The sequence below is a fragment of the Streptomyces sp. NPDC016677 genome, assembly GCF_055562815.1.
This window is the reverse complement of the sequence record NZ_JBVHEO010000004.1, coordinates 428,916-454,614: the sequence shown is the minus strand read 5'-3', so window position 1 is coordinate 454,614 and position 25,699 is coordinate 428,916. Positions and strand designations below refer to the sequence as shown.

Sequence of the window (25,699 nt, the reverse complement as noted above, 5' to 3'; positions counted from 1 at the left end):
TGCCGTCACAGCCCCAGGGCCCGCTGGATCTCCTGAGCCAGGGCGAGGCTGCCGCTGCCCGCCGCGACGCCGATGCCGATGGTCTCCAGGGCGGCCCGGATCCGGCCCCGGTCGACGGCCCGCCCCTCCTGCCCGGCGCGCACCAGCTCGCCCTGGACGACCTCGGCCTCGGGGGCCAGCGCGGGGTGTTCGCCGCGCAGCCGCTCGACCAGCCGGTCCGCGAGCGCCAGCACCGCGGCCGGGTCCGCGCCGTGGTGGATCTCGATGTGTCCGTGGTCGCCGATGTTCGCCGGCCCGCTGATGTTCCCGTGGAAGTTGTACGTGCTCATGGTGTGGGTCCTCCCTGCTGACCCGGCGCCGCCGGACCCCCCTGGCCCTGCGGCCCGCCGTTGACGGTGATCTGGCCGCCGGTGCCGATGTTGCTGGGTCCGGTGATGTCGCCGGAGATGTGGTAGGTCTGGGTGCTGATGACCTGCTGCGCCCGGTCGAAGGAACTGGTGTCGACGTTGTGGTCCTTCAGGAAGCGTTCGGTGGCCACCAGCACGCCCTGCTGGAGCCGGAAGAGGTAGTCCTGCGCGTCGGTCCGCTCGGCGTACCCCGCCTCCGCCCAGTCGCTCAGCCGGGCCCGCACGCTGTCGTCGGCGCCGTGGTCGACGAGCAGGTGCTGGTCGGTGATCTCCCGCCGCCGCCTGGCCAGCGCCCGCGCCTCCTGTCGCGCCCGGCGCCGGCGCGCGCGCCGGCGTCCCGGCGCCCGGCGCAGGTCGGTGAAGAGGTGCGAGCAGGCGTACGCGACCAGGCTCCACCACCGGTCGAACGGGGCCACCGGCAGCCGGTCCACCCGGTCGAAGCGCGCGCCGAGCGGCGGGATCACGTAGGCGGCCACCTCCCAGGTCAGGTTGGGCCGGTGCAGGATCGCCCGCAGATACATGCAGACGACGACCCGGCCGCCCTCGCCGACCCGTTCCAGGCACAGGTGGGTGCGCATGCCCGCGCCGGGGGTGTGCAGGCCGGCCTGCACGAGCTGTTTGGGGACCTGGGCGCGGGGGCGCGCGGTGCGGTCGGGGACCAGCTCGGGCAGCAGGTGGGCGTGGCTGCCGAGGACGTAGAGCCGGTTCCTGGCGCGCAGGCCCTCCAGGCCGGCGATGGACTCCATCTGCCGGGCCACGTAGGTGTGCAGGTCGACGGCGTCGAAGGGGAGCAGCGGGAGCTTGCCGCCGCCGGGTGCCTCGGCCGGCCGGCTGACGTCGATGGGCTGCCAGACCACCTCCTTGATCTTCGTGCCGCTGCCGACGAAGGGGGTGGTCAGGGCCGCCGCGTCGGCGTAGGGCAGCACGTTGGCCCGCTTGAGTCCGTGCAGCCACGCCTCCGCCTCGGGTTCCACGGGCGGGGCGAGCTTCTCGGCCCTCTCGGTGCCCACGAAGACCGCGCGGGCCGCGTCGCGGGCCTGTGACTCGGCGCGGTGGATCAACCACCAGGAGGCGCCGAGGACGGCGAGCGCCCCGTAGATCCCGACCGCGGCGAGCGTGCCGTGGCCGCCGGTCAGTCCCCACAGGCCCACCAGGACGGCGCCGGCCAGGGCGGCGGCGAGCCGGGTGAGCCGCTTCTCCAGCGCGTCGCGGCGCGAGGCGGCGGCGCGGGCGTGCCGGGCGAGGGCGACGAAGTTGATGCCGAGGGTCAGTCCGGGCGAGGTCAGCCGGTCGCCGGTGAGTTCCCGGTCCGTCCAGCGGGCGAGGTCCGCGTCGAGGTGGACCGAGGCGCACAGCCGCCGGGTGACCCCGTCCTTGCGGTACTGCGGCAGCGCCGGCAGCGCCCTTCCCCCCACGGTGACACGCCCTTCCCCCGTACGTCCGGCCCACCTTAGTCAGGAGTCAGGGCGCCGTCAGCTCCACCAGCTTGACGACGGTGTTCCAGTTGCGGGTGGTGGCGACGAGGCCCTGGGTGACGCGGGGCCTGGACATGAGGTCGGCGAGCTTGGAGCGGCCCAGGCCGTCCGGCGCGTAGAGGTAGAGGGCGCGGTCGCCGAGGCGGAACTCCTCGGGGAGACAGGCCGCCCGGTCGATCTCCGCGAACCGTTCCGCGCCGGCCGGCGCGGAGAAGTAGGTGACGTGGAGCTGCTTGGGCGCCAGTTCGGCGGCCGGGAAGGGGCACTGCTCCACGATCGCCCGCAGATAGGCGTGGTCGCGCACGATCACGTCCACGGCGAACCCGAACCGCGCCTCGATCGCGTCCGCCAGCCCGGCCGCCAGCTCCTCCTCGGTGCCGTGCTCCGCGGTGAACACGGCCTGTCCGCTCTGCAGATGGGTGCGTACGCCGGTGTGGCCCAGGTCCGCCATGAGGGCACGCAGGCCGGCCATCGGGAGTTTCCGCTTGCCGCCCACGTTGATGCCGCGCAGCAGCGCCGCGTACGTCGTCGTCATGGACAGACGATAATGCGGCCGTCGTGCCCCGTGGGGGTGGGCGCGACGGCCGCGGTCCGCTCCGGGCGGACCCCGCGAACTGTAGCCGTTGCCCGCCGCTCCCGCACCGGCCGGCCTCCCACGCCCCGGCGGCCTCGCCCACGACGAGAGGCGAACGGGTCGGGGGTGGGAGGCCCTCGCCGCTACGCTCCCCGGACGGCGGCCAGTTCGGCCTCGATCAGGTCGGCCGCCCGTCGGGTACCGCCCTCCTCGGCCATCTCCGCCTGGATCTTCGTCAGCCGCCGGGCCACCTCCGGGTCGTCGACCAGGGCGAGCGCGGCCGTGCGCAGCGCCTCGGCGGTGGCCTCCTCGGTGAGCAGCTTGCGGGCGACGCCGAGCGCCTGGAGCATGTCCGCGTTCCCGAACTGGTCCACGGCCTGCGGTACGGCGATCATCGGGGTGGCCGTGGCCAGCCCCTCCTGGCTGCCGCCGGCCCCGGCGTGCGTGACGAACAGGTCCGCCTGCTTGAGGATCGCCAGCTGCGGGACCCAGGACCGCACCTCCACGTTGTCGGGGATGTCCCCCAGGTCGGCCGGGCCGACGTGCCGGCCGACCTGGAGCACCAGGTGCCAGCCCGGCAGCCCGCCGAACGCCCGCACGCACTCCCGGTAGAAGGCCGGCTGCTTGGTGAAGGACGAGCCGAGCGACACGAGCGCGACCTTCTCGGCACCGGCCGGCCGCTCCCAGCCGCCCTCGGCGCCCCGGTCGCCCTGGCAGGCGCCGACGAAACGGTGGACCGACTCGTCGACCCGGTCGGCGTTGGGCTGGAGCGCCTTGGGGATCAGCACCAGGGAGCGGGCGGGGCGGCCGACGAACGGGTCCGGGTGCTCGGTGATCCCGTTCTCCTCCAGCCAGGCGTGGAACCGGGCGTAGTACGCCTGACCGCGCTCGGTCTTCAGCGGCTCCTCCCACATCGGCTCGCCGACCTCCTGCTCGTACCCGTCCCAGGCGACGAGGTTCGGCGAGAGGGAGATCGCGGGCACGCCCCAGCGGTGGGCGAGGACCCGGGCCGGGTAGGAGGTGATGTCGTGCAGGACGAGGTCCGGCTCGTCGCCCTCGTACGCCTTGACGAGCTGCGGAAGCGCCTGGATCGCGTCGTCCAGGAACGGCTCCACGTTGTCCAGCAGGGTGGTGCCCCAGTCCGCCGGGTCGGCGTCGGGGCCGGGCAGCGTGCTGTGCCACAGCTTGGGTTCGGCGCCGGTCCCGGCGACCTTCTCGGCCAGGGCGGGCGGGATCGCGTAGGTCACCCGGTGCCCCCGCGCCACCAGCTCGCGGATCACCTCCAGGCTGGGATTCACGTGGCCGTGGGCGGCGATGGAGAACATGGCGATGTGGGAGCGACTGGTCATACCGAGGACCGTAACGAGACGATACGTCTCGTGCAAGTGGTTTACCGGGTCGGCTGACGGCACGGTCGGGGTCGGGGTCGGGGTTCCCGTCGGGGTCGCGGTCACGTTCGCCGTCACGGTGCCAGCACCTCGTACAGCCGCAGCCAGCGCTCCGGCGCCACCTCGCCGACGAGCGCGCCCGGGTCCAGGCGGGCCGCGCGGAAGGCCGCGTCCACCCGGCGCCCGGGGTGCTCGCGCCGCAGGGAGGCGTGCAGACAGCCGCCGACGCCGGAGAAGCCCAGCTCGACCAGGCGCCGCCAGCCGCGGTACGCGCGGGCGTCGAGGAGCGGGGCGGGCCGGCGTTCGATGCGGATGATCCCGGCGTCGACGCGCGGCGCGGGCCGGAAGCCGTACCGGCTCACCCGCCCCGCCAGACGCCACTCGTGACGCGGCCAGGTCAGGACCGTCAGCAGGGTCCAGCGGCCGTAGTCGCCGGTGCGTTTGCGGGCGTACTCCAGTTGGGTGAGGAGGGTGGCGTCGGTGAGGCCGGGTGCGGTGAGGCACCAGTCCACGATGTCCGCGGTACGGGAGAAGGGCACGTTCCCGGCGACGGAGTACGGCGTGCGCGGGGGGCGCGCGGCCAGGAAGTCACCGCCGACGACGCGGACGTGCGGCGCGCGGGCGAAACGGGCGCGCAGTGCGGGGACGAGCCGGGGGTCGATCTCGTAGGCGGTCAGTTCCCGGGCGCGGCGGGCGAGCGGTTCGGTCAGCGCGCCCTTGCCCGCGCCGACTTCGAGGACGAGGGGCGCGGTGCGGGGGTCGGGGACGGCGAGCCGCGCGAAGCGCTCGGCGGCGGCGCGGTCGGCGAGGAAGTTCTGCGAGAGCGTGCGGGCACGCGAAGAGGGGCGGGCCATGGCCAGCGGTCCTTGTCTTCCGTGAAAGGCGGGAAAGGGCAGCCGAAGGCCCTGACCGGAAGACGAAAGCGTGGAGAGCGCTACGAAGAGAGCGCGAAGCGCTACCGCGATACGGGCGCGCGGCCCGGGCCGGTCAGGGCACCGAGGCCGCCACGCATCCGGATGGAGTACGTGCAGCCCCGGCCGAGACCGGAGTCGAAAATCGCGTTGAACGCTGCCACGGGGACGACGTTAGGCGACGGCCACTTCCCCGGCAACGGGTTTCTGCGGCGCCCCCGAACCGGCGCGGGGAACGGGTTTCTGCGGCGCCCCCGAACCGGCGCGGGGTACGGGGAACCGCACGGACGACCACAACGAACCCGCGCCCGGGAACTCACCGCTGATACCGGGCGAGCACCAGGTTCCCGTCCTCCTCCAGCCGTTCCCGCAGCTCCCCCGCCCCGATGGCCCCGCTGTAGTACTCCTGGAACGCGGGCGTGGCCACCTTGTCCTTCCACTCGGCATACCCCCGCACCGACTGCGCGGGCGCCGACCGCAGATGCCTGGCGAGCGCGGTTCCGACGGCCCACCCGTCCTCCGGCGTGCGCAACGCCGGGTCCGCCAGGGCCGAGGCCCCCGTCGGCAGCATCCAGTCGCCGAGGGCGAGCCGCACCATGTTGCGGGGCTGGAGCAGGAAGTCGAGGAACGCCACCGCCTCCTTCTTGTGCGCGCTGTCCCGCGCGACGGACAGCGTCTGCGGGCTGACCCCCTGGGTGAGCCCGCCGGCCCCGGCCGGCGCGGGCAGCACCCGCCACTCGAAGTCCTCGGGCGCCTGCTGCTCGATCTGCTGGCGGTAGGAGAAGCCGAGCGGCACCATCGCGTACCTGCCGCCGAAGAAGCCGGGCAGCGTGTCGGAACCGCCGCTGCCCAGGGTCGTCGGCGAGGCGCTGCGGTCGGTGTTGACCTGGTCGTGGATGGTGCGCGGCACCACCTCGTCGCCCGCCTCGACGCGGACGGTCACCTTGCCGTCCGCCCCGCGGTGGAAGAGCTGCCCGCCCGCCGAGAGGGACAGGTTGAGCGAGGCCGACACGGGCTCCTTCAGCGGCCAGGCCACCCCGTACCGCCCGGGCCCGCTCAGCCGTTTCGCCACCTCCCGGAACTCCGCCCAGCTCCACGGGCGTTCGACCGTCGGTATCCGGACGTCCGCCTCCGCCAGCCGCTTCGCGTCGGCGATCAGCACCCGTGGCTCCTGGAGGAACGGCACCCCGTAGATCCCGTCGCCGAAGGTGACCGTCTCCCAGCTGCTCGCCGGGATGTCCGAGCGCAGCCGCTCGGGCAGCAGGCCGCCGAGGTCGGCCAGATAGCCGCCGTAGGCGAAGTCGGCGAGGTCGTCGGAGGCGTCGTGGATGATGTCCGGCGCCTCGCCGCCCTCGAAGGAGGTGAGGAGCTGGTCGTGGACGCTGTCCCAGCTGCCCTGGACGTACTCGACGTGGATGTCCGGATGGGCGGCGTTCCACTCCGCCACCAGTTCCTTGTTGGCGGTCACGGACTCCCGCTGCCAGGCCAGCGACTGGAAGCGGAGGGTGATCCGGCCGTCGTCCGCGCCGTCCCCGCCTCCGGCGCAGCCCGCGAGGAGCAGGAACAGCACGGCCGTCAGGGCGGCGATCCTCGTCCGCATCAGCTCTTCACCGCCCCGGCGAGCATGCCGCTCGTGATCCGTCGTTGGATGAGGGCGAAGACCACCAGCGAGGGCAGCGTCGCCAGGAAGGCCGCCGCCGCGAGCGGGCCGAGGTCGGCCACGCCCTCGGCGCCGAGGAAGTGGGTGAGGACGACCGGCAGGGTCTGTTTCTCCGGGGTCTTCAGCAGCACCAGCGCGAAGAAGAACTCGTTCCAGGCGGTGATGAACGCGAACAGCGCCGTCGCCACGATCCCGGGCGCGAGCAGCGGCGCGGTCACCGACACCAGGGTGCGCAGCCGCCCGGCCCCGTCGACCGCCGCCGCCTCCTCCAGCTCGGCCGGCACGGCGCGCACGTACCCGGCCAGCATCCACAGCGCGAACGGCAGCGACCACACCACGTACACCAGCACCAGTCCCGGCACCGAGTCGATCAGCCGCAGGTTCTTCAGCACCAGGAACAGCGGGATGATCAGCAGCACGAACGGGAACGCCTGGCTGACCACCACCCAGCCCGTGGCCGCCTTGGTGAGCCGGGTGCGGTGCCGGGCCATGACGTAGGCCATCGGGGTCGCGAGCACCACGGCGATCAGCGCGGCGGCGAGAGCGGCCAGCAGGGAGTTGAGCCCGGCGCGCAGCAGCGGCTGTTCGTCGAAGGCCTGGCGGAAGTTGGCGAGGGTGGGGTCGTGCGGGATCCAGGTGGGGTGCAGGCTCGCCAGCTCGCGCGGGGGTTTGAACGCGGTGGAGAGCAGCCAGAGGAACGGGAAGGCGAGGAAGACCAGGTAGGCGAGGAGTGCGGCGTACTGGCCCGCGCGGGCCCGGTTCGAGGTCCTCACGTGTCCTCGCCCCCCTTCAGCCGGCCGACGAGGAAGACGGCCAGCAGGACCGAGATCACGGCGACCATCACGCAGCCCATCGCCGCCGCGTAGCCGTACTGCCCGTAGCGGAACGCCTCTTCGTAGGCGAAGAGCATCGGCAGCCGGGTGCGTCCGCCGGGGCCTCCGCCGGTCAGTACGTAGACCAGGGCGAAGGAGTTGAAGTTCCAGATCAGGTTGAGCGCGGTGATGGCGAGGGCGACCGGTCTGAGGGCCGGCCAGGTCACCGTGCGGAACCGGCGCCAGGCGCCCGCGCCGTCGACCGCGGCGGCCTCGTGCAGTTCGCGCGGGGTGTTCTGGAGCCCGGCGAGCAGGGTGACCGTGGTCTGCGGCATGCCCGCCCAGACGCCGACGACGATGACGGCGGGCAGCGCGGTGCCCAGGCCGCTGAGCCAGTCCCGGCCGTCGCCGAGGCCGAGGTCGCGCAGGGTCTCGTTGAGGATGCCGGCGTCCGTGTTGTACACGAGGCGCCACATGATGCCGACGACGACCTCGGGCATGGCCCAGGGGATGATCGCCAGGGCGCGGGCCAGCCAGCGCAGCCGCAGGTCCTGGGAGAGCAGCAGGGCGAGGCCGAGGGCGAGCAGGAACTGCGGCACGGTCACGCCGAGGGCCCACAGCAGACCGATGCGGAACGACTCCCAGAACAGCGTGTCGTGCAGCAGGTCCTGGAAGTTGAGGGCGCCGATCCACTGGGTGGGCTCGGTGCGGCCCGACTGGGCGTCGGTGAAGGCCAGCAGGACACCGTGGAGCAGCGGGCCGACGCTGAGCACCAGGATGGGGATCAGGGCGGGCAGCACCAGGAACCAGGCGCCGGGGCCGGGTGCGCGGCGCGCGGGTCCGGTCACCGCCCCGGCTGTCCCGGCCGCGGCCGTTCTCGTCACGAATTCCACCCCGATCTGCCGTTTTGTTCGCCCTGGGCGGGCCTGGTCATGGTCGTGAAGGCGGCGCGCCCCGTCAAGGGACCTCGCACACCGCCCCGACCTGTGCGAATGCGACACTGGGGCGGGATTCGGAGCACGGAGGCGGACGATGGACGAGGCACGGGCGCGGGAGGTACTGGACGCGGCGGGAGTGCTGCCCGGCGCGGCGGCCGGCGCGCGGCTGCTCACGCTGGGCGAGAACGCCGTGTTCGCCGCCGGCCCTCTGGTGGTCAAGGTGGGCCGCGACGCCGGGCTGCTCGACCGGGCGCGCCGGGAGCTGGCCGTCGCGCTGTGGCTGGCCGAGGCCGGGGTGCCGGCCGTCCGGGCCGCTGTGCCCGAGGCGTTGTCGGTCGAGGGCCATCCGGTGACCGTGTGGCACCGGCTGCCCGAGCCGGTGCGGCCCGCCGAGCCCCGGGACCTGGCTCCGCTGCTGCGGGTCGTGCACGCACTGCCCTCCCCCTCCTTCGGGCTGCCGCCCCGCGAGCTGCTGGGCGGTGTGGAACGCTGGCTGCGGCTGGCGGGCGACACGATCGACCCCGCCGACGCGGAGTTCCTGCGCGCGCGCCGCGACGGCTTCGCGGCGGCCGCCGCCGCGCTCGTCCCGGCGCTGGAGCCGGGCCCGATCCACGGTGACGCGCTGCCCCGCAATGTGCACATCGGCCCGGACGGTCCCGTCCTGGTCGATCTGGAGACCTTCTCCAGCGACCTGCGCGAGCACGACCTGGTGGTCCTCGCCCTCAGCCGCGACCGCTACGGCCTGCCCGCCGAGGCGTACGACGCGTTCACCGGCGCCTACGGCTGGGACGTGCGCGACTGGGAGGGCTGCGCGGTGCTGCGCGGTGCCCGGGAGACGGCCAGTTGCGCCTGGGTGGCGCAGCACGCGCCGAGCAACCCGAAGGCGCTGGCCGAGTTCGAACGCCGGGTGGCGTCGCTGCGGGACGGGGATCCGACGGTGCGGTGGTATCCCTTCTGAGGCCCTTCGCGATCTGAGGCCCTTTCCGGCGGGCGGTGCTCAGACCCGCTCGTCCACCGGCTCCCGTACCGGCCAGGTCCCGTCTATCACGGCCGTGGCGTCGCCCTTGCGGCGCAGGAAGCTCTGGAAGTCCGCCGCCCATTCGGCGTACCACTCGATCTGCCGACGGTGCAGCTCGGCCGGCGTCAGGGCCGCGACCTTGGGGTGGCGGGCGGCTATCGCCCGGGCGAGGCGGGCCGCCGCGAGGGCGTCGGCCGAGGCGTCGTGGGCGGTGTCGAGCGCGACGCCGTACTCGGCGCAGACCGCCTCCAGGTTGCGCTTGCCGCGGCGGTAGCGGTCGACGGACCGGTCGATGGTGTACGGGTCGATGACGGGGGCGGGGTCCGGGCCGCCGAGGCGGTCGCGCAGGGACGGCAGGGCGTGGCGCCGCAGTTCGGCGGTGAGCAGGGTGAGGTCGAAGGCCGCGTTGTAGGCGACGACCGGGACGCCCGTCTTCCAGTAGGCGACGAGGACGTCCGCGATGGCGTCCGCGACCTGGTCGGCGGGCCGGCCCTCGGCGGCGGCGCGCTCGGTGCTGATGCCGTGCACGGCCACCGCGCCCGCCGGGATCTCCATGCCGGGATCGGCCAGCCATTCCCGGTGCCCCAGCGGCTCCCCGGCTCTGACCTCGATCACGGCGCCCGTGACGATGCGTGCCTCGCGCGGGTCGGTGCCCGTGGTCTCCAGGTCGAAACCGACCAGCAACTCCTGGTGCCAGCCCATGGGTGGCCCCCCTTCTCGGTGCGTTCCCCCAGTGGCCTCCACCTTCGCACGGGCCACTGACAATCCGGCGGCCACCGCCCGGGAGGGCGGCCGCCGGACGGTCAGGAAACCGGCCGCGAATCCGCCCACATCAGCTCGAACTCCTCGCGGTAGGTGGGGAAAAGTCCGCCGTCCTCCGCATGGTCCGACTTGACGACTTTGCCACCGTTCCGCCCGTTCCGCAGGACCAGGACCGGGGCTTCCATCCCCCGGGTGCGGCGCAGATAGGACTGCACCACGGCGACGCCGTCGGCGCCGTCGCCGTCGACGAGGTAGGCGGTGAAGCGGGGCGTCTCGTCGAACACCTGGATCTCGAAGGCCCCCGGGTCGCGCAGCCGGGAGCGGACCCGGCGCATGTGCAGGATGTTGGTCTCCACGGCCCGGCCCAGCTCGCCGCGTTTGACGCCCAGTTCGCGCTCGCGCCGCTTGAGGGCGCTGGAGGCCGGGTTGAGGAACAGCAGCCGGACCCGGCCGCCCGCCTCGGCGAGGCGGACCAGCCGGCGGCCGGAGAAGTTCTGCACGAGGAGGTTGAGGCCGATGCCGATGGCGTCGAGGCGGCGGGCACCGCCGAAGAAGTCCTCCGCCGGGAACTGGCGCAGCAGCCGGACCCGGTCCGGGTGCACGGCGACCACGTCGGCGTACCGGTCGCCGACCAGGTCCTCCACCGCGTCCACCGGCATGCGGCGGGCGGAGGGCACGTCGCCGCCCGCGCCGAGCATCTCCAGGAGCCGGGCCGCGGCCCGCTCGGCCTGGTTCAGCACCGTCTCGGACAGCGCCCGGTTGCGGGAGACGACGTTGCGGGTGACCTCCAGCTCGTCCAGGGCCAGTTCCACGTCCCGGCGGTCGTCCAGGTACGGCTCGAAGCAGGGCCAGTGCTGGACCATCAGCTCGCGCAGCTGGGGCAGGGTCAGGAAGCTGAGCACGTTGTCGTCGGCCGGATCGAGCAGATAGCCCTTGCGGCGGCTGACCTCGCGGACGGCGACCGCGCGCTGCACCCACTCCTGGCCGGCCGGTCCGGCTGCGGCGACCACCCATTCGTCGCCGCCGTGGACCGGTTCGTAGACCGGCCGCAGTACGGCGGCCACGACGGACCTCAGCCGCTGTTCGACGAGGTTCAGCCAGATGTAGGCGCGGCCGGCCCGCTGGGCGCGGGTGCGCACCTCGTGCCAGGCGTCGGCGTCCCACTCCAGTTCCGGTCCGATCGCGCCCGCGTTCATCGGCCGCGCCAGGGACACCGCACCGGCCGGGACGTCCGTGGAGCTCCCCTCGTGACCCTCGTGACCCTCGTCACCAGGGGGCAGCTCCAGCCCTCCCGAGCCCACCCGCGCACCGCCTTCCGCTCCCCCGACCTGCCCGTCTCAACGATCAAGGAAGGGTACTCCGCGAGCGGTGCGCGGTGCAGCCTGATGCGCAGGCTCGTTCACCAACTGGACGCCGGTCCCCGCTCGTTCCGCGCGTCGGGCGGTGCCGGAGTGAGCGGATTCATAGCCGTGACGGGCGGCCGGAGCAGGGAACCCCTGTGGTCCAGGGAAAGTTCGGCCGCGCGTCCTGAGTGCTTCCCTCACTTTCGGGGAGACTCGGAGCCAAGGCGCCCCCACCGGCGCCGTACACCTGAAAGAGTCGTGTCCATGCAGGTCTGGCCTGGAGAGGCGTATCCACTCGGTGCCACCTACGACGGAGCGGGCACCAACTTCGCGGTCTTCTCGGAGGCCGCCGACCGAGTAGAGCTGTGTCTGCTGCACGACGACGGTTCGGAGACGGCGGTCGAACTGCGGGAGAGCGACGCGTTCGTGCGGCACGCGTACCTGCCGGGCGTGATGCCCGGGCAGCGGTACGGCTACCGCGTGCACGGCCCGTACGCCCCGGAGCGCGGGCTGCGCTGCAACTCCGCGAAACTGCTCCTCGACCCGTACGCGCGTGCGATCAGCGGCGCGGTCCGGTGGGGCGAGGAGGTGTACGGCTACCACTTCGACGAACCGGACCGGCGCAACGACCTGGACTCGGCGCCGCACACGATGACGTCGGTCGTGGTCAACCCGTACTTCGACTGGGGCGACGACCGGCGTCCGCGCACGGAGTACCACCACACGGTGATCTACGAGGCCCATGTCAAGGGCCTGACGATGCGCCACCCGGGGCTGCCCGAGGAACTGCGCGGCACCTACGCGGCCCTGGCGCACCCGGCGATCATCGAACACCTCACCGAACTGGGCGTGACGGCGCTGGAGCTGATGCCGGTGCACCAGTTCGTCAACGACCACCGCCTGGTCGACATGGGGCTGAACAACTACTGGGGCTACAACACGATCGGCTTCTTCGCCCCGCACAACGCCTACGCCTCCTGGGGCGACCGGGGCCAGCAGGTGCTGGAGTTCAAGTCGGCGGTCAAGGCGCTGCACGAGGCCGGGATCGAGGTGATCCTGGACGTCGTCTACAACCACACCGCCGAGGGCAACCACCTGGGCCCGACGCTCTCCTTCAAGGGCCTCGACAACCCGTCGTACTACCGGCTGACCGACGACCCCCGCTACTACATGGACACCACGGGCACCGGGAACTCCCTGCTCATGCGGTCCCCGCACGTCCTCCAGATGATCATGGACTCGCTGCGGTACTGGGTCACCGAGATGCATGTCGACGGGTTTCGCTTCGACCTGGCGGCCACCCTGGCCCGGCAGTTCCACGAGGTGGACCGGCTGTCGTCCTTCTTCGACCTGGTGCAGCAGGACCCGGTGGTCTCCCAGGTGAAGCTGATCGCCGAGCCGTGGGACGTGGGCGAGGGCGGCTACCAGGTGGGCAACTTCCCGCCGCTGTGGACCGAGTGGAACGGCAAGTACCGGGACACCGTGCGCGACCTGTGGCGCGGCGAGCCGCGCACCCTGGCGGAGTTCGCGTCCCGGCTGACCGGTTCCTCCGACCTCTACCAGGACGACGGCCGCCGCCCCCTCGCCTCGATCAACTTCGTCACCTGCCACGACGGTTTCACCCTGCACGACCTGGTCGCGTACAACGAGAAGCACAACCACGCCAACGGCGAGGACAACCGGGACGGCGAGAGCCACAACCGCTCCTGGAACTGCGGTGCCGAGGGCGAGACCGACGACCCGGCGGTGCGGGAGCTGCGGCAGCGGCAGATGCGGAACTTCATCGCCACGCTGCTGCTCTCCCAGGGCGTGCCCATGATCAGCCACGGCGACGAGTTCGCCCGTACACAGCGGGGCAACAACAACGCCTACTGCCAGGACAACGAGCTGGCCTGGGTGGAATGGCCCGACGAGGACCCCGACCTGCTGCGCTTCACGCGCGCGATGGTGTGGCTGCGCAAGGACCATCCGGTCTTCCGGCGCCGCCGCTTCTTCCACGGCCGGCCGGTGGAGGGCACCCACGACGATCTGTCGGACATCGCCTGGTTCACTCCCGAGGGCCGGGAGATGACCCAGCGGGACTGGAACTCGGCGCAGGCGTCGGCGCTGACGGTGTTCCTGAACGGCAACGCGATCTCGGAGCCGGGGGCGCGCGGGGAGCACATCGGCGACGACTCGTTCCTGCTGATGTTCAACGCCTCCCCCAGGCGGCTGGACTTCGTCGTCCCGGTGGACCACGGCCGGCAGTGGGAGGTGGTGGTCGACACCGCCCTGCCGGACGGGGTGCCCGCGGACGAGGCCCGCAAGGTGCAGGCCGGGGACCGGCTGTCCCTGGTGGACCGGAGCCTGACGGTGCTGAGGAGGCCCGTGTAGGGCAACCGCGCGTACGCCTGTGTGGGGGGCCGGTGACACGAAAGGCGGCGGGGCGGGTACGTAGCTCTGCATGACACCTGAGCGACCCGACCGGGCCCCCACGGCCACGTACCGGCTCCAGCTCCAGCCCTCGTTCCCCTTCGGGGCCGCGGCGGCGGCCGTACCGTACCTGGCCTCGCTCGGCGTATCCCATCTGCACCTGTCCCCGGTCCTGGAGGCCGTCCCGGGCTCCGCGCACGGGTACGACGTCGTCGACCACGCGCGCGTGCGCGAGGAACTCGGCGGCGAGCGGGGGCTGCGGGAGCTTTCGCGTACCGCGCGGGAGCACGGTCTGGGCCTGGTGGTGGACATCGTGCCGAACCACATGGCGATGTCCCCGCGGCACAACCGCGCCCTGTGGGAGGTGCTGCGCCAGGGTCCGAGTTCGCCGTACGCGCGGTGGTTCGACATCGACTGGGAGGCGCAGGGAGGACAGGTGCTGGTCCCGGTGCTGGGCGGCCCGGTCGGCGAGGTCCTGGACCAGCTGCGGGTCGACGGCGACGTGCTGCGCTACCACGACCACGCCTTCCCGCTGCGCGAGGGCACCGCCCGGCTGCCGCTGCCGCGGCTGCTGGACGCGCAGTGGTACCGCCCGGTGTGGTGGCGGCTGGCCCGGACCGAGCTGAACTACCGGCGCTTCTTCAGCATCTCCGAGCTGATCGGCGTACGCGTGGAGGACCCGGAGGTGTTCGAGGCCACGCACGCCACGGTGCTGCGGCTGCTGCACGAGGGGGTGGTGGACGGGCTGCGCGTCGACCACCCCGACGGGCTCGCCGACCCGGACGCCTACCTGGAGCGGCTGCACGAGGCGACCGGCGGCCGGTGGACGGTCGTGGAGAAGATCCTGGCCGACGGGGAACCCCTGCCGGACGCCTGGCCGGTGGCGGGGACGACCGGGTACGACGCCCTGCGGCACGTGGACGGGCTATTCACGGACCCGGCGGGGCACGAGGAACTCGTCGCCGAGTACCGCAGGTTCGCGGCCCCGCAGACCGACCGGGGCGGCGCGTGGGCGGCGACCGTGCGGCGGGCGGCGTACAAGGTGCTCACGCACGAACTGGCCACCGAGATGAACCGGCTCACGCGCGTGGCGCACCGGTTGTGCGAGGCGTCGCCCGACCCCGCGCTGCGCGACCGCGCGCCCTGGGCGCTGCGGCTGGCCCTCCAGGAACTGCTGGTCCGCATGGAGGTCTACCGCCCCTACACCTCGACCGACCCGGCGCGGGTCGTCACCGAGGAGGCGGCGGCCGAGGCCCGGTCGGCGTTCGCGGTGTCCGAGGAGGCCGGCGCGGTCGACGTCGTACGGGACCTGCTGCTCGGCCGGGCGGGCGACGGACCGGACGCGGTGGAGCTGCGGACGCGGTTCGCGCAGACCGCGTCGGCGCTGCGGGCCAAGTCCGTGGAGGACACGGCGTTCTACCGCTATGTGCCGCTGCTGTCGGCGAACGAGGTCGGCGGCGGCCCCGGACAGCCGGCGGTGCCGCCCGGGGAGTTCCACGCGTACTGCGCGCGCGTGCAGCGCGACTGGCCGCTGACCGGCACGGTGGTCTCCACCCACGACACCAAGCGCAGCGCCGACGTACGGGCGGCGCTGGCCGTGCTGACCCAGTGCCCCGGGCGGTGGGCGGAGGTGCTGGCCCAGGCCGCGCGCGGCGTCGAGGAGGTGCCGGACGGACAGCTCGCGTGGGCGGCCTGGCAGACGGTGTTCGGGCTGGGCGGCGCGGCGGACGGGGAGCGGGTCCGGGAGGCGCTGCTGAAGCACGTGCGCGAGGCGGGCATGTACACCAGCTGGACCGAGCGGGAGCCGCCGTACGAGGAGGCGGTGGCGCGGTTCGTCACGGCCGGGCCGTGCGGGGCGCCCGGCGAACGGGTCGCCGCCTTCCGCGACGCGCTGGAACCGCACGTCCGGGCCAACGTCCTCGGCACCGCCCTGGTGCACCTGACCATGCCGGGCGTGCCGGACCTCTACCAGGGCACCGAGCGCGAGTACCGGGCTCTGGTCGACCCGGACAACCGCCGCCCGGTCTCCTTTCCGGACGGGGACTCCGCAGGGGCCGGTGCGAAGGAGGCGGTGACCCGGGCCGCGCTGGCGCTGCGGCTCCGGCGGCCCGGTGCCTTCGGCCGTTCGGCGACGTACGGGCCGCTCACCGCCGAGGGGCCGGCGGCGGCCCACTGCGCCGCGTTCGTCCGCTCCGGCGAGGTGCTCACCGCCGTGACCCGGCTGTCCCTGCGGCTGGCCGAGGCTGGCGGCTGGCGGGAGACGAGCCTGCCGCTGCCGCCCGGGAGGTGGGCGGACGTGCTGACCGCCGGGCGGGAGTTCAGCGGGCACGCGCGCGTGGCGGAACTTTTCGAGCGGCTGCCGGTGGCGCTGCTGGAGCGGGTGGGGGCGGCCGGCGACCGAACCGGGCGGGTCACCGGTGACCGGTGACCCGGCCAGGGTGGCCGGTGACCCGGGCGCGGTGGCCGGTGACCCGGGCGCGGTGGCCGGTGACCCGGGCGCGGTGACCGGCGCACGCCCGCGCGTCCGCCGACGTACACAGGGTGCCCGTCCGGGAGGCCGGCGCGCAGGCGTCGGGACGGTCTCCGCGTACCGCACCGGCCGTCCCGCCACGTGCCGCGCCCGGTTCCGCGGGGGCAGGGCGTCGCTGCGGGGGCCCGTCGTGATCCGTGTCATTCCCAGTGCATCGGCACGGCGGTCTGCGGCCCCCGGCCCGGACGGTCCGGACGGTCCGGACGGGAGGCGGCGGACGGGTGCCGTCCCGCCAGGTCGAACGCGGCGAGCACCACGCGGGACTGGAACTCCGCCTGCCGCGCGACCGGCACCCAGCGCGCCGCGCAGCAGTCCCGGTAGTCGTCGCTCCACCGGTCGACGAGCCGTTCCAGCTCCGGCAGCGCACCGGCCGGGTCGCGGCCGGACACCGTCACCGCCTGGTACAGCAGTCCGGCCGTGCGCAGGGCGAGCCGCCGGCCGGCGATGCGCAGGGCGGCCAGGTGCGCGGTGCTCAGCGGCGGCAGTTCACGTCCCGATCCGTCGTCGGCCTGGGGGTCCCAGGCGTCGGCGAGCCGGGGGCAGACCAGCAGGTAGTCGTCGACCGGCGCCAGCAGACGGGCGGTGTCCGCAGTGGCGGGCAGGTGCGGGCGGAGCCGGGCGACCAGGCGGTGCAGGAGCCGGGTGTCGCGGCGCAGGGTGCCGCTGACGGTGGTCAGCACCGCGTCCCGGTCGGCGGGCGGCGAGCCGTCGGCCACGGCGTCCACCGCCCACATGGGTGCCTCGACGACGGCCGTGACGGTGCCGTACCGCCGCGGGTGCGTCCAGGTCGAGTCGACGGCGGCCTCGGTGATCGCCGCGGTCAGACTGCCCCGGCGCGGCGGCGGTATCCCGTAGACGGCCGGACCCAGCACCGGCCAGTACAGGGCGTCGTAGGAGCCCAGCTCGCGGGGTATGCCGAGGCGGACCGCGGCGTGCGCCAGGCGGCGGGCGAGGCCGGGCAGGTCGTGGGTCAGCTCGGCGAAACCGCCGCCGACGTCGGCGCCGTGCAGGGAGCACTGGAGGAAGGGCCGCAGTTCGTCCTGGAGGGCGAGCAGGGCGCGGGTCTCGGGGAGCGCGGCGCGGTCCGCGCCGTCGGGCAGCCACTCGGGCTGTTCCATGAAGGACGGCCGGAAGAAGTGCCGGACGTAGCGGCCGAGGCTGTACGGCCCGGACAGCCAGCCCTCGTTGCGGCGCAGGCCGTCGGGGTCGAGGCAGAGCAGCAGGTTCCAGGTGGCGTCGGCGCCCTCGGTGAGCCGGGCGTCGCCGAGTATCCGGGCGGCCAGGCGCAGGACGGTGGCGCCGCCGACGGGCTCGTTGGCGTGCGGTCCGGCGACGACGAGGGCCTGACGGTCGCCGTGGCCGAGGGACAGCAGCCACAGCGGCTGCCCCGCGCGCGAGGTGCCGACGCGGCGCAGCCGGGCCCGGTCGGGATGCCGGGCCGCGAGCGTCGCGGCCCCGGCACGCAGCTCGTCGACGGTCGGATAGCGCGGGAGGGGCGGCAGGGCACACACCTCCACGATGGAGTGCCGCCGGTTCACGGGCGTGTGCGGCGTACGCCCAGTCAGTCACGAGTCGCGGGGTACGTCAACACCGCCTCGGGCGCGGGGAACTGCGCCGTGCGCGCCCGCCGCACGGCGTGTCGTACGGGCGCGCGCACGGCATGGGGCACACGGTGTGCCGCGCAGGCCGGGGGGCGTGCTCCGGCTCAGTGCGCGGAGAGGCGGAACGCCATCCGGCCGAACTCGATCTGGTCGCCCTCGCGGACCACGGCGGCGCCGACGACCCGCCGCCCGTTCACGGTCGTGCCGTTGGTCGAACCGAGGTCGCGCAGCACCCACATGCCGCCCTGGCGGCTCAGTTCGGCGTGCGCCCGGGAGACCGTCTCGTGGTTCAGGCGCAGCCCGCTGCCCGGGTCGCGGCCTATGCGCAGCGGATGCCCGGTGACCGGGTGGGGCAGCAGCAGCTTGGGCAGCCGCTCGGCCCGCCAGGCCCGGCGCAGCCGTACGCCGAAGCCGGAGACCGCCTCGACCGAGCCGAGCACCAGGCGCGCCACCCGGCCCTCCGTGTGCAGGTCGGCGGTGAGCGCGGCCAGTTCCTCGGAACGGCGGGCGGTGAGCGCCAGCTCCATGCGGTGGACGAACGTGTCGTGCGACAGCCGCCCCATCGCGACCCCGTCCCGGAGCAGCCGCAGCGCCTTGTCGCGCTCCGCGTCGGACAACCGCGCGGGGTGCGTGGGGAACTCGAAGGACGACGTCACGAAGCTGATTGTCGGTCAGCGCGCGCGGGGTGTCCAGAACAGGGCGGGGCGCCGTCCACGCGCGACCGGTTCCGACGGACGACGGCGGACGGCAGACGACGGCGGCGGACGGGAGCGGACGGCGGTCGCGGCGGAAACGGCCTGTTCGACGGCGGATCGGCCGTCTTTGCAGGACCATGGACGGGCTACGTCACTGTGAGCAGACGAAGGGGAACCGTCCGTGCAGTTCGAGGTGTGGGCACCTGAGGCCGACCGTGTGACGCTCCACTGCGACGGGGTCGCGCGAGCGATGGAGCGCGACCCGGAGCGCGCGGGGTGGTGGCGGGGGGAGGCGCGGGCACGGGACGGCTCGCGGTACGGCTTCGCGCTGGACGACGGCCCCGTGCTCCCCGATCCGCGCTCCCGGCGCCAGCCGGACGGCCCGGACGGGCTGAGCGCGGTCGTCGACCACGCGCGCTACGCGTGGCGTGCCGACTGGCCCGGGCGCGCGCTGCCCGGTGCCGTCCTGTACGAGCTGCACGTGGGCACGTACACGCGCGAGGGCACGCTCGACGCCGCCGCCGAGCGGCTGGACCACTTGGTGCGGCTCGGCGTCACTCACGTGGAGCTGATGCCGCTGTGTCCCTTCCCGGGGCGGCGCGGCTGGGGGTACGACGGGGTCGCGCCGTGGGCGGTGCACGAGCCGTACGGCGGACCCGAGGCGCTGAAACGCTTTGTCGACCGGGCCCACGGGCTGGGACTCGGCGTCGTCCTGGACGTCGTCCACAACCACCTGGGTCCCTCCGGCAACCACCTCCCCGCCTTCGGCTCGTACTTCACCGACCGCCACCACACTCCCTGGGGCGTCGCCGTGAACCTGGACGCGCCCGGCTCGGACGAGGTCCGGGACTACTTCGTGCGGAGCGCGCTGGCGTGGCTGCGCGACTACCGGATCGACGGGCTGCGCCTGGACGCGGTGCACGCGCTGGTCGACACGCGCGCGTGCCACTTCCTGGAGGAGCTGTCGACGGCTGTGGACGCGCTGGCCGAGGAGACCGGCAGGCCGCTGTTCCTGATCGCCGAGACCGACCTCAACGACCCGCGGATCATCACCCCGCGCGCGGCGGGCGGCCTGGGCGTGCACGCCCAGTGGAACGACGACTTCCACCACGCCCTGCACACGGCGCTGACCGGCGAGTCGCAGGGCTACTACGCCGACTTCGCGCGCGACCCCCTCGCCGCCGTCGCCAAGACGCTGACCGGCGGCTACTTCCACGACGGCACGTACTCCAGCTTCCGGGGCCGGCACCACGGACGCCGGCTGGACCGCTCCCGGATCGCCGCGCACCGGCTGCTGGCCTACGCCCAGACCCACGACCAGGTCGGCAACCGCGCCCAGGGCGACCGCCTCGCCGCCCTGGTCTCCCCCGGTCTGCTGGCCTGCGCGGCGACGCTGACACTGACCGGCCCGTTCACCCCGATGCTGTTCATGGGCGAGGAGTGGGCGGCGGGGACGCCCTGGCAGTACTTCACCGACCACACCGATCCCGAACTGGCTCAGGCGGTACGGCGGGGCAGGCGCCGGGAGTTCGCCGCGCACGGCTGGAAGGAGGAGGACGTTCCGGATCCGCAGGACCCGGCCACCCGCGACCGCTCCTGCCTCGACTGGTCGGAGCCGGAACGCGAGCCTCACGCGCGCGTACTGGACTGGTACCGCCGGCTCATCGCCCTGCGCCGTGAACGCCCCGACCTCACCGACCCGGCCCTCACCGGCACGAAGGTCGCCTACGACGGTGCGGCGCGCTGGCTCGCTTTCCGGCGCGGGGACATCCGGGTCGCCGTCAACCTCGGCGCCGAGGAGGCGGCGATCCCGCTCGGCGGCCGTCCGGCGCGGGTGCTGGCCGCGTGGGAGCCGGTCGAGGCGCCGGGGGCGGACGGAGTGCTCCGGGTGCCCGGGGAATCGGCGGTGGTGCTGGTGCAGGAGTAGGAGCGCCCGGCTCTCGGGGCGGGTGGTGAGCGTGGTCGTCTCGCGTGCGGCCGGTGTCCGGGGCCCGTGGGCCCGGTGGCGTCCGTGTCCGGGGCCTCAGGGCCCGGTGGCGACGTCCGTGTCCGGGCGCCTCAGAACCCGATGACGATGTGCGTGTCCGGGCGCCTCAGAACCCGATGACGACGTGCGTGTCCGGGCGCCTCAGAACCCGGTGGCGTCCGTGTCCGGGTCGTCGGTGGTGTGTTCGCGGAGTTCCGTGACGCGTTCCAGGAGGATCGGCTCCCAGGCGCGGTGCAGGCGGTCGGTGAGGAGCAGCGGTGGTTCGGCGGCGGGGCCGGTGAGGGCCTCGGCGCAGTCCAGGAGGCCGTCGCAGCGGGCCAGCCACAGGCCGCGCAGGCAGGGACGGGCACCGTAGCCGGCCAGGGTGGCGGCGCGGACGGCAGCGGGGGAACCCACGGCGCGCGCGAGCGAGGCGATGTCCTCGGCGGGGTCGCCGACCGCCACACCGGTCCAGCCCAGCACACCGCGCACCCGGCCGTCGGCGCCGACGACGAGGTGATCGGCGGTGAGCCGGCGGTGGACCAGGACCGCGGCGCCGGACTGGGCGGCGAGCTGCGCGGTGGCCGCCGGGGTGAGCTGGGCCAGGCGGGCGGCGTCGAACTCGCCGGCCTCGGCCAGGCGGACGGCGGCACGCTCGGCCCCCCGGCGCAGCGCCTCCAGCGAGCGCGGTGAGATCCGCGGCACGCCGAGGCTCTCCGCCCGGCGGACGGGCACCTCGCGCAGCCCGCCGAGCAGCCCCGCCAGGTCCGTCTCACCGACCGCGGACACCTCGTGCTCGTCGGCCGTGCCGCCGGGCACCCTGGTGTCCAGCGTGCAGGGCAGTCCCGGCGCCCACTCACCCCGCGCCACGCTCACCGGTACGGCCACCGGGACGTGCGGCCGGACCAGGTCCCGCAGCCGCAGCTCACGGCGCCGGCGGACGGCGGCCTCGCGGTCGGGTGCGAGCCGCAGCACATGGCGGGTGCCGACCCACCAGGCGGTTCCCGCGCCGGTGCCCGCGTCGACCAGCCGGACGTCGGGCCCGTCCGCCGGCCCGGCCCGGCCCTCACCGAGCAGGGAACGGGCCAGTGGACGGACGGTCTCCGCGGTGGGAGTGGGTGCCTGGGTCATGGTCGCGCCGTTGTCTTCCGGAGACGTGCGGGGACGGTGGGGCCGGTGGGGCCGGTCAGTCCACGATGACCAGCTCCCGCTCGGTGTCGTTCAGGCGCCGGCCGCCCTCCTCCGTCACCGTCACGATGTCCTCGATGCGTACCCCGAAACGGCCGGGGAGATAGATGCCCGGTTCGACGGAGAAGCACATCCCGGGCACGAGGTGCCGCCGTTCGCCTTCGATCATGTACGGCGGTTCGTGCGTGGTGACGCCGATGCCGTGCCCGGTGCGGTGGATGAAGTACGCGCCGTAACCGGCCTTCTCGATCACCGCGCGGGCGGCCCGGTCGACCTCCTGGCAGGCGACCCCGGGCCGCACCGCGCGGAACCCCGCCTCCTGCGCCTCGCGCACGATGTCGTGGACCCGGCGTTCCTCCTCCGTGGGCGGGCCGACGTGGACCGTGCGGGAGGTGTCGGAGCCGTAGCCGCCGAGCAGGCCGCCGAAGTCGAGGACGACCATGTCGCCGGCCTCGATGATCCGCTCGCCGGCCTCGTGGTGCGGGTCGGCGCCGTTGGGTCCGGAGGCGACGATGGTGAAGTCCACCACCGTGTGCCCGTGCTCGCGGAGCAGCCTGTCGAGGTCCGCGGCCACCTCCGCCTCCCGGCGGCCTCCGAAGGGGACGTTCCTGATCTCCTCGAACGCGGCGTCGGCCGCCGCGCCGGCGGCGGCGAGCAGTTCCAGTTCCGCCGCGTCCTTGACGGCGCGCAGCATCGGCAGCGCCTCGGTGAGGGCGGCACAGGAAATACCGGGCAGGGCGCGCTGGAGCCCCAGGAGGTGCATCGCCCAGGCGTTGTCGCTGACGCCGAACCGTCCCGAACCGTCCAGGAGGGCGGCGGTGACGGCGTAGGGGTCCGTGCCGTCGGTCCAGTCGCGCAGGGTCAGGGCGGGCGCGCCGGGTGCCTTGCGCGCGTCGGCGGCCTCCAGCGTCGGGACGACGAGGACGGGGTCCTGCCCGGGAGCGAGCACCAGCAGGGTGAGCCGCTCGGTGATCGCGGTGGGCGTGTAGCCGGTGAGCCAGACGAGGTCCGGTCCCGGCGCCACCAGCAGCCCCGCCAGACCGGCGTCGGCCGCCGCCCGCGCGGCGCGCTCCAGGCGCGCCCGGTAGTCGCCTGCGGTGAACGGAACGGGCGTACTGCCGGTCATCCGACCTCCCTGAGCGAGTGAAGGGCCACGGCAGCATCCTGCCCGCAGCGGGAGGGCGACGCGAGCCGGTTACGGGGTCCGCGCCGGCCGTTACCTCCCGCACGCTGCCGCTGCGGGCCGACAGCAACTCACAGAGCCCTTCCCCCTGCCCGGACAGCCGGCCCGGGAGCCGCTCACCACGGGGCCCGCGAACCGCCCTCCCGCACGCTCCCCTTCCCGACCGGCGACGGCTCTCAGCGTCCGTCCCCTGCCGGGCGACCGGTCCGGCGGTCAGGTCACGACGCCCGGCACCACGGTCAGCTGCTGGTAGCCGCCGCTCACCCGACGCACCGTCAGCTTCACCCGTACGCCGGGCCGGGCGTGGGCGACGGCGCGGGCGAGGTCGGCGGCGGAGTCGACCCGGGTCGAGCCGAAGACCAGCAGGAGGTCGCCGCGGACCAGGCCGGCCGCGTGACCCGGGCCGGGTGCCTGGACGTCGACGACCAGGGCGCCGGGCCCGTCGTCGTCCACCGCGGCCACGCCGAGCGTCGCACCGGCGGACGGCTGGGCGGCGGGCGCCGGGGTGGACGGCGCGGCGGACCGGGCGCGGACCGAGGACGGGCCGCTCTGGAGGGCCGCCGCGTCCGGGCTGCCGCCCCGCTGCCGCAGCTCGGCGAACCTGCTCATGCCCGCCACCGTGGTACCCATCGCCCCGATCCCCGCCCCGGCCAGCACCAGCACCGCCCCGGCCAGCGCACCGCACATCACGGTGACCAGCCGGCGCCGACGCCGGCGCGTCGGCTGCGGGGGCCGGGCGGGGGCCTGCTCGGCGCCGGCTCCGGGGTCCCGGCCCGGCATCGGCTTGGGACGCAACACTGTCTGTTCCATCGATCGCCTCCGACAGGAGCCCTACCCGGGCCCCCGTCGGGCGACGAGCCACGAACGAGTGAGACTGACCGGTGGTCAGAAGCGGTAGGCCCCGTCGTCCGGGGCCGGCGTCAGCCCGTGGCCCCCTCTCCATGACCGCCGTGGGCGCCGCCGTGGTCGAACTTCAGCGCCTCGGGCGGCATCACGACGAAGGGCCGCATCATGCCCATGTCCTCGTGCTCCAGCAGGTGGCAGTGGTACATGAACCGGCCGTAGGCACCGTCGAACCTGCCCATGATCCGCAGCATCTGGTCGCCGGGCACCCGGTAGGTGTCCTTGTGGCCCAGTTCGTTGGGCGCGGGCACGATCGTCGTGTCCGCGTCGTACCGGATCGGGGTGCGGGTGCCGCCGATGGCCGGGTCGAAACCGGAGACGTCGTAGGCGTCGCGGCCCAGGAGCTGGAAGTCGGCCAGGTGGATGTGCATGGGGTGGACGATCGGCGCCAGGTTGAGGAAGCTCCACTGCTCGTGGCTGCCCTCGGCGATGGTGTAGCCGAGGGCGTCGTTGAACGTCCGGGCCGTGCGCCGCCAGGTGCGGGGCGTGGTGTCGTCCGGGCCGATGATCTGGATGACGCCCTCGGTGGGGACCTGGATGCCGCCCGGCTCCTTCACCTCCGTCATCTCCCACATCTCCGGGTGGCCGCCGGAGCCCTTGGTGCCGGGCGGGGTGAGCACGACCAGCCGGTGGCCGTGGCCGATGTCGTGGGTGAGCCGCCGGAAGGAACCGGAGAGCACCTCGGGCACCTCGAAGGCGTCGGGCTCGGCGCCCTTGCCGACACGGAACTCCATGACCGCGGGGTACCGCACGTCGCCCTCCGGGTCGGGTACGCCCGCCGGCTGGTTCGGCCCCTTGTTGACCAGGCGGAGCCTGCGGCCGGCCAGCCCGCGGAAGTCGACGAGCAGGTCGAACCGCTCGGCCGGGGCCGCGATCAGCGTCGGCAGTTCCTCGCCGAAGACCGGTACGGGGCGCGGCAGCAAGCCGCCGTCGCTGCCGATCTGGTGGACGATGCCCGGCACCGGACGGTCGTCCTCGTCGATCAGGACGAGGTCGTATATGCGGGCGTTGGACGCGTTGACCAGCCGGAACCGGTACCAGCCGTCGTCCACCTCGGCGTACGGCCAGATGCGGCCGTTGACCGTGGTGTAGGGGCCGGTGAAGGGGATGGAGACCGGCTTGCCCGTCTCCGGGTTGCTCTGCTGGACGATCACCGTCTTGTGCAGCAGCCGTCCGTTGAGGCGGCCGTCCTCGTCGGTGTCCAGGTTCCGGTCGGCCAGCAGCAGCGGGATCTCCCGCTCGCCGCGGGGGAGGCGGAGGGCGTCCTCCTCGTCGTCACGGACCAGGTAGGTGCCGTACAGGCCCGTCATCACGTTCCACCGGGTGATGTTCATGGCGTGGTCGTGGTACCACCACTGCACCGCCTGGTGGTCGTTCGGGTATTCGGAGAGCTGGGCGTCGCCGAAGCCGACGGCGTTGTCCGCCCAGCCGTCGTTGCCGCCGCCGGTCTGGGCGCCGTGCAGATGGGTCACCGACCAGGCCGGGAGGGCCGCGACGTCCTTGTCGGGCTCCACGCCCTCGCGGCCGGGCTCGGTGGTGGCGGGCGGCATGCCCGGGGCGCGTACCGGCACCTCGACGGAGGTGACCGGGTACTCGCTCTCCTTCGAAACGCGGTTGGTCCACGCGATGCGGACGCGCTGTCCGCGTCGCACCTCGATGGTCGGGCCCGGCACCTGCCCGTCGTACCCCCACATCAGGGTCGGCGGCAGTTGCGGGTGCAGGCGCACCCAGGCCGGGCGCAGGGCGATCTCGGTCTCGCGCAGGACGTCACCGGACGCCGGGCGCAGGACGGGCGGGACGGTCAGCGGCGCCGCGTACGGCGTCAGTTCGGTGGCCCTCTCGGCCCTCTCGGCGTTTTCGGTGGTTGCAGTGGTTGCAGTGGTCGCGGTGGTCGCGGTGATTTCGGACAAGGTCGAACACCCCCGTGTTCTGC

The 25,699-nt window shown here is 73.9% G+C and carries 20 protein-coding genes; 4 read left to right on the top strand and 16 right to left on the bottom strand.

What is annotated here, in order from left to right:
• Positions 1-5: 5 nt before the first annotated feature.
• The 8 genes from ACZ3IG_RS15440 to ACZ3IG_RS15405 form a co-directional block, all read right to left on the bottom strand.
• Positions 6-329 carry a hypothetical protein gene (locus ACZ3IG_RS15440; protein WP_467432259.1) on the bottom strand — a complete coding sequence of 108 codons (324 nt, stop codon included), beginning with the start codon at positions 327-329 and terminating at the stop codon, positions 6-8.
• Positions 326-1,822, bottom strand: coding sequence for a hypothetical protein (locus ACZ3IG_RS15435; protein WP_467432258.1), 1,497 nt, complete (start codon positions 1,820-1,822; stop codon positions 326-328). Before ACZ3IG_RS15435 ends, ACZ3IG_RS15440 begins: the two co-directional genes overlap by 4 nt.
• 46 nt (positions 1,823-1,868) lie before the next feature.
• Positions 1,869-2,417 carry a DUF1697 domain-containing protein gene (locus tag ACZ3IG_RS15430; protein WP_467432257.1) on the bottom strand — a complete coding sequence of 183 codons (549 nt, stop codon included), beginning with the start codon at positions 2,415-2,417 and terminating at the stop codon, positions 1,869-1,871.
• A gap of 182 nt (positions 2,418-2,599) precedes the next feature.
• On the bottom strand, positions 2,600-3,805 hold the full coding sequence (locus ACZ3IG_RS15425) for a glycosyltransferase (RefSeq protein ID WP_467432255.1): 1,206 nt from the start codon (positions 3,803-3,805) through the stop codon (positions 2,600-2,602).
• 113 nt (positions 3,806-3,918) lie between these two features.
• Positions 3,919-4,698 (bottom strand): 23S rRNA (adenine(2058)-N(6))-methyltransferase Erm(O), encoded by a 780-nt coding sequence (gene erm(O), locus ACZ3IG_RS15420; RefSeq protein ID WP_467432254.1) that lies wholly within the window; start codon positions 4,696-4,698, stop codon positions 3,919-3,921.
• 373 nt (positions 4,699-5,071) lie between these two features.
• Positions 5,072-6,355: an ABC transporter substrate-binding protein gene (locus ACZ3IG_RS15415; protein WP_467432253.1), complete on the bottom strand. Its 1,284-nt coding sequence runs from the start codon at positions 6,353-6,355 to the stop codon at positions 5,072-5,074.
• Positions 6,355-7,188 carry a carbohydrate ABC transporter permease gene (locus ACZ3IG_RS15410; RefSeq protein WP_467432251.1) on the bottom strand — a complete coding sequence of 278 codons (834 nt, stop codon included), beginning with the start codon at positions 7,186-7,188 and terminating at the stop codon, positions 6,355-6,357. Before ACZ3IG_RS15410 ends, ACZ3IG_RS15415 begins: the two co-directional genes overlap by 1 nt.
• Positions 7,185-8,111 (bottom strand): carbohydrate ABC transporter permease, encoded by a 927-nt coding sequence (locus ACZ3IG_RS15405; protein WP_467432250.1) that lies wholly within the window; start codon positions 8,109-8,111, stop codon positions 7,185-7,187. The genes ACZ3IG_RS15410 and ACZ3IG_RS15405 overlap by 4 nt, the downstream gene beginning before the upstream one ends.
• A 148-nt stretch (positions 8,112-8,259) precedes the next feature.
• Here ACZ3IG_RS15405 and ACZ3IG_RS15400 point away from each other — a divergent pair, with 148 nt between their 5' ends.
• Complete coding sequence (locus ACZ3IG_RS15400; protein ID WP_467432249.1) at positions 8,260-9,123, top strand: phosphotransferase enzyme family protein; 864 nt, start codon at positions 8,260-8,262, stop codon at positions 9,121-9,123.
• Positions 9,124-9,162: 39 nt separating this feature from the next.
• On the opposite strand, the gene ACZ3IG_RS15395 is transcribed toward ACZ3IG_RS15400, so the two are convergent.
• Together ACZ3IG_RS15395 and ACZ3IG_RS15390 are read right to left on the bottom strand one after the other, a co-directional pair.
• Positions 9,163-9,885 (bottom strand): exonuclease domain-containing protein, encoded by a 723-nt coding sequence (locus tag ACZ3IG_RS15395; protein ID WP_467432247.1) that lies wholly within the window; start codon positions 9,883-9,885, stop codon positions 9,163-9,165.
• Positions 9,886-9,986: 101 nt separating this feature from the next.
• Positions 9,987-11,246: an SAV2148 family HEPN domain-containing protein gene (locus ACZ3IG_RS15390; RefSeq protein WP_467432246.1), complete on the bottom strand. Its 1,260-nt coding sequence runs from the start codon at positions 11,244-11,246 to the stop codon at positions 9,987-9,989.
• 306 nt (positions 11,247-11,552) lie between these two features.
• Here ACZ3IG_RS15390 and glgX point away from each other — a divergent pair, with 306 nt between their 5' ends.
• Positions 11,553-13,661: a glycogen debranching protein GlgX gene (glgX, locus tag ACZ3IG_RS15385; RefSeq protein WP_467432245.1), complete on the top strand. Its 2,109-nt coding sequence runs from the start codon at positions 11,553-11,555 to the stop codon at positions 13,659-13,661.
• A 70-nt stretch (positions 13,662-13,731) separates the two neighbouring features.
• Positions 13,732-16,128 carry a malto-oligosyltrehalose synthase gene (gene treY / locus ACZ3IG_RS15380; RefSeq protein WP_467432244.1) on the top strand — a complete coding sequence of 799 codons (2,397 nt, stop codon included), beginning with the start codon at positions 13,732-13,734 and terminating at the stop codon, positions 16,126-16,128.
• A 242-nt stretch (positions 16,129-16,370) separates the two neighbouring features.
• On the opposite strand, the gene ACZ3IG_RS15375 is transcribed toward treY, so the two are convergent.
• The gene (locus ACZ3IG_RS15375; protein ID WP_467432470.1) at positions 16,371-17,747 is read right to left on the bottom strand and encodes a M14 family zinc carboxypeptidase; all 1,377 of its coding nucleotides are present in this window, start codon (positions 17,745-17,747) and stop codon (positions 16,371-16,373) included.
• A gap of 188 nt (positions 17,748-17,935) precedes the next feature.
• Entirely contained in the window at positions 17,936-18,487 is a 552-nt protein-coding gene (locus ACZ3IG_RS15370; RefSeq protein WP_467432243.1) for an FHA domain-containing protein, read from the bottom strand.
• Between the two features lie 220 nt (positions 18,488-18,707).
• Between ACZ3IG_RS15370 and treZ the strand changes: the two genes are divergently transcribed.
• Positions 18,708-20,453, top strand: a complete 1,746-nt coding sequence (treZ, locus tag ACZ3IG_RS15365; RefSeq protein ID WP_467432242.1) for a malto-oligosyltrehalose trehalohydrolase — start codon at positions 18,708-18,710, stop codon at positions 20,451-20,453.
• 201 nt (positions 20,454-20,654) lie between these two features.
• Here treZ and ACZ3IG_RS15360 read toward each other — a convergent pair whose 3' ends face one another.
• The 4 genes from ACZ3IG_RS15360 to phsA all read right to left on the bottom strand — a co-directional run bounded on the left by ACZ3IG_RS15360 (position 20,655) and on the right by phsA (position 25,592).
• Positions 20,655-21,623 (bottom strand): aminoglycoside phosphotransferase family protein, encoded by a 969-nt coding sequence (locus ACZ3IG_RS15360; protein WP_467432241.1) that lies wholly within the window; start codon positions 21,621-21,623, stop codon positions 20,655-20,657.
• Between the two features lie 55 nt (positions 21,624-21,678).
• Positions 21,679-22,806 carry an aminopeptidase P family protein gene (locus ACZ3IG_RS15355; RefSeq protein ID WP_467432239.1) on the bottom strand — a complete coding sequence of 376 codons (1,128 nt, stop codon included), beginning with the start codon at positions 22,804-22,806 and terminating at the stop codon, positions 21,679-21,681.
• Positions 22,807-23,076: 270 nt separating this feature from the next.
• A complete protein-coding gene (locus ACZ3IG_RS15350) occupies positions 23,077-23,673 on the bottom strand; it encodes a PDZ domain-containing protein (RefSeq protein ID WP_467432238.1) in 597 nt (198 codons plus the stop codon).
• Between the two features lie 110 nt (positions 23,674-23,783).
• Positions 23,784-25,592, bottom strand: a complete 1,809-nt coding sequence (gene phsA / locus ACZ3IG_RS15345) for an O-aminophenol oxidase PhsA (protein WP_467432469.1) — start codon at positions 25,590-25,592, stop codon at positions 23,784-23,786.
• Positions 25,593-25,699: the final 107 nt, after the last annotated feature.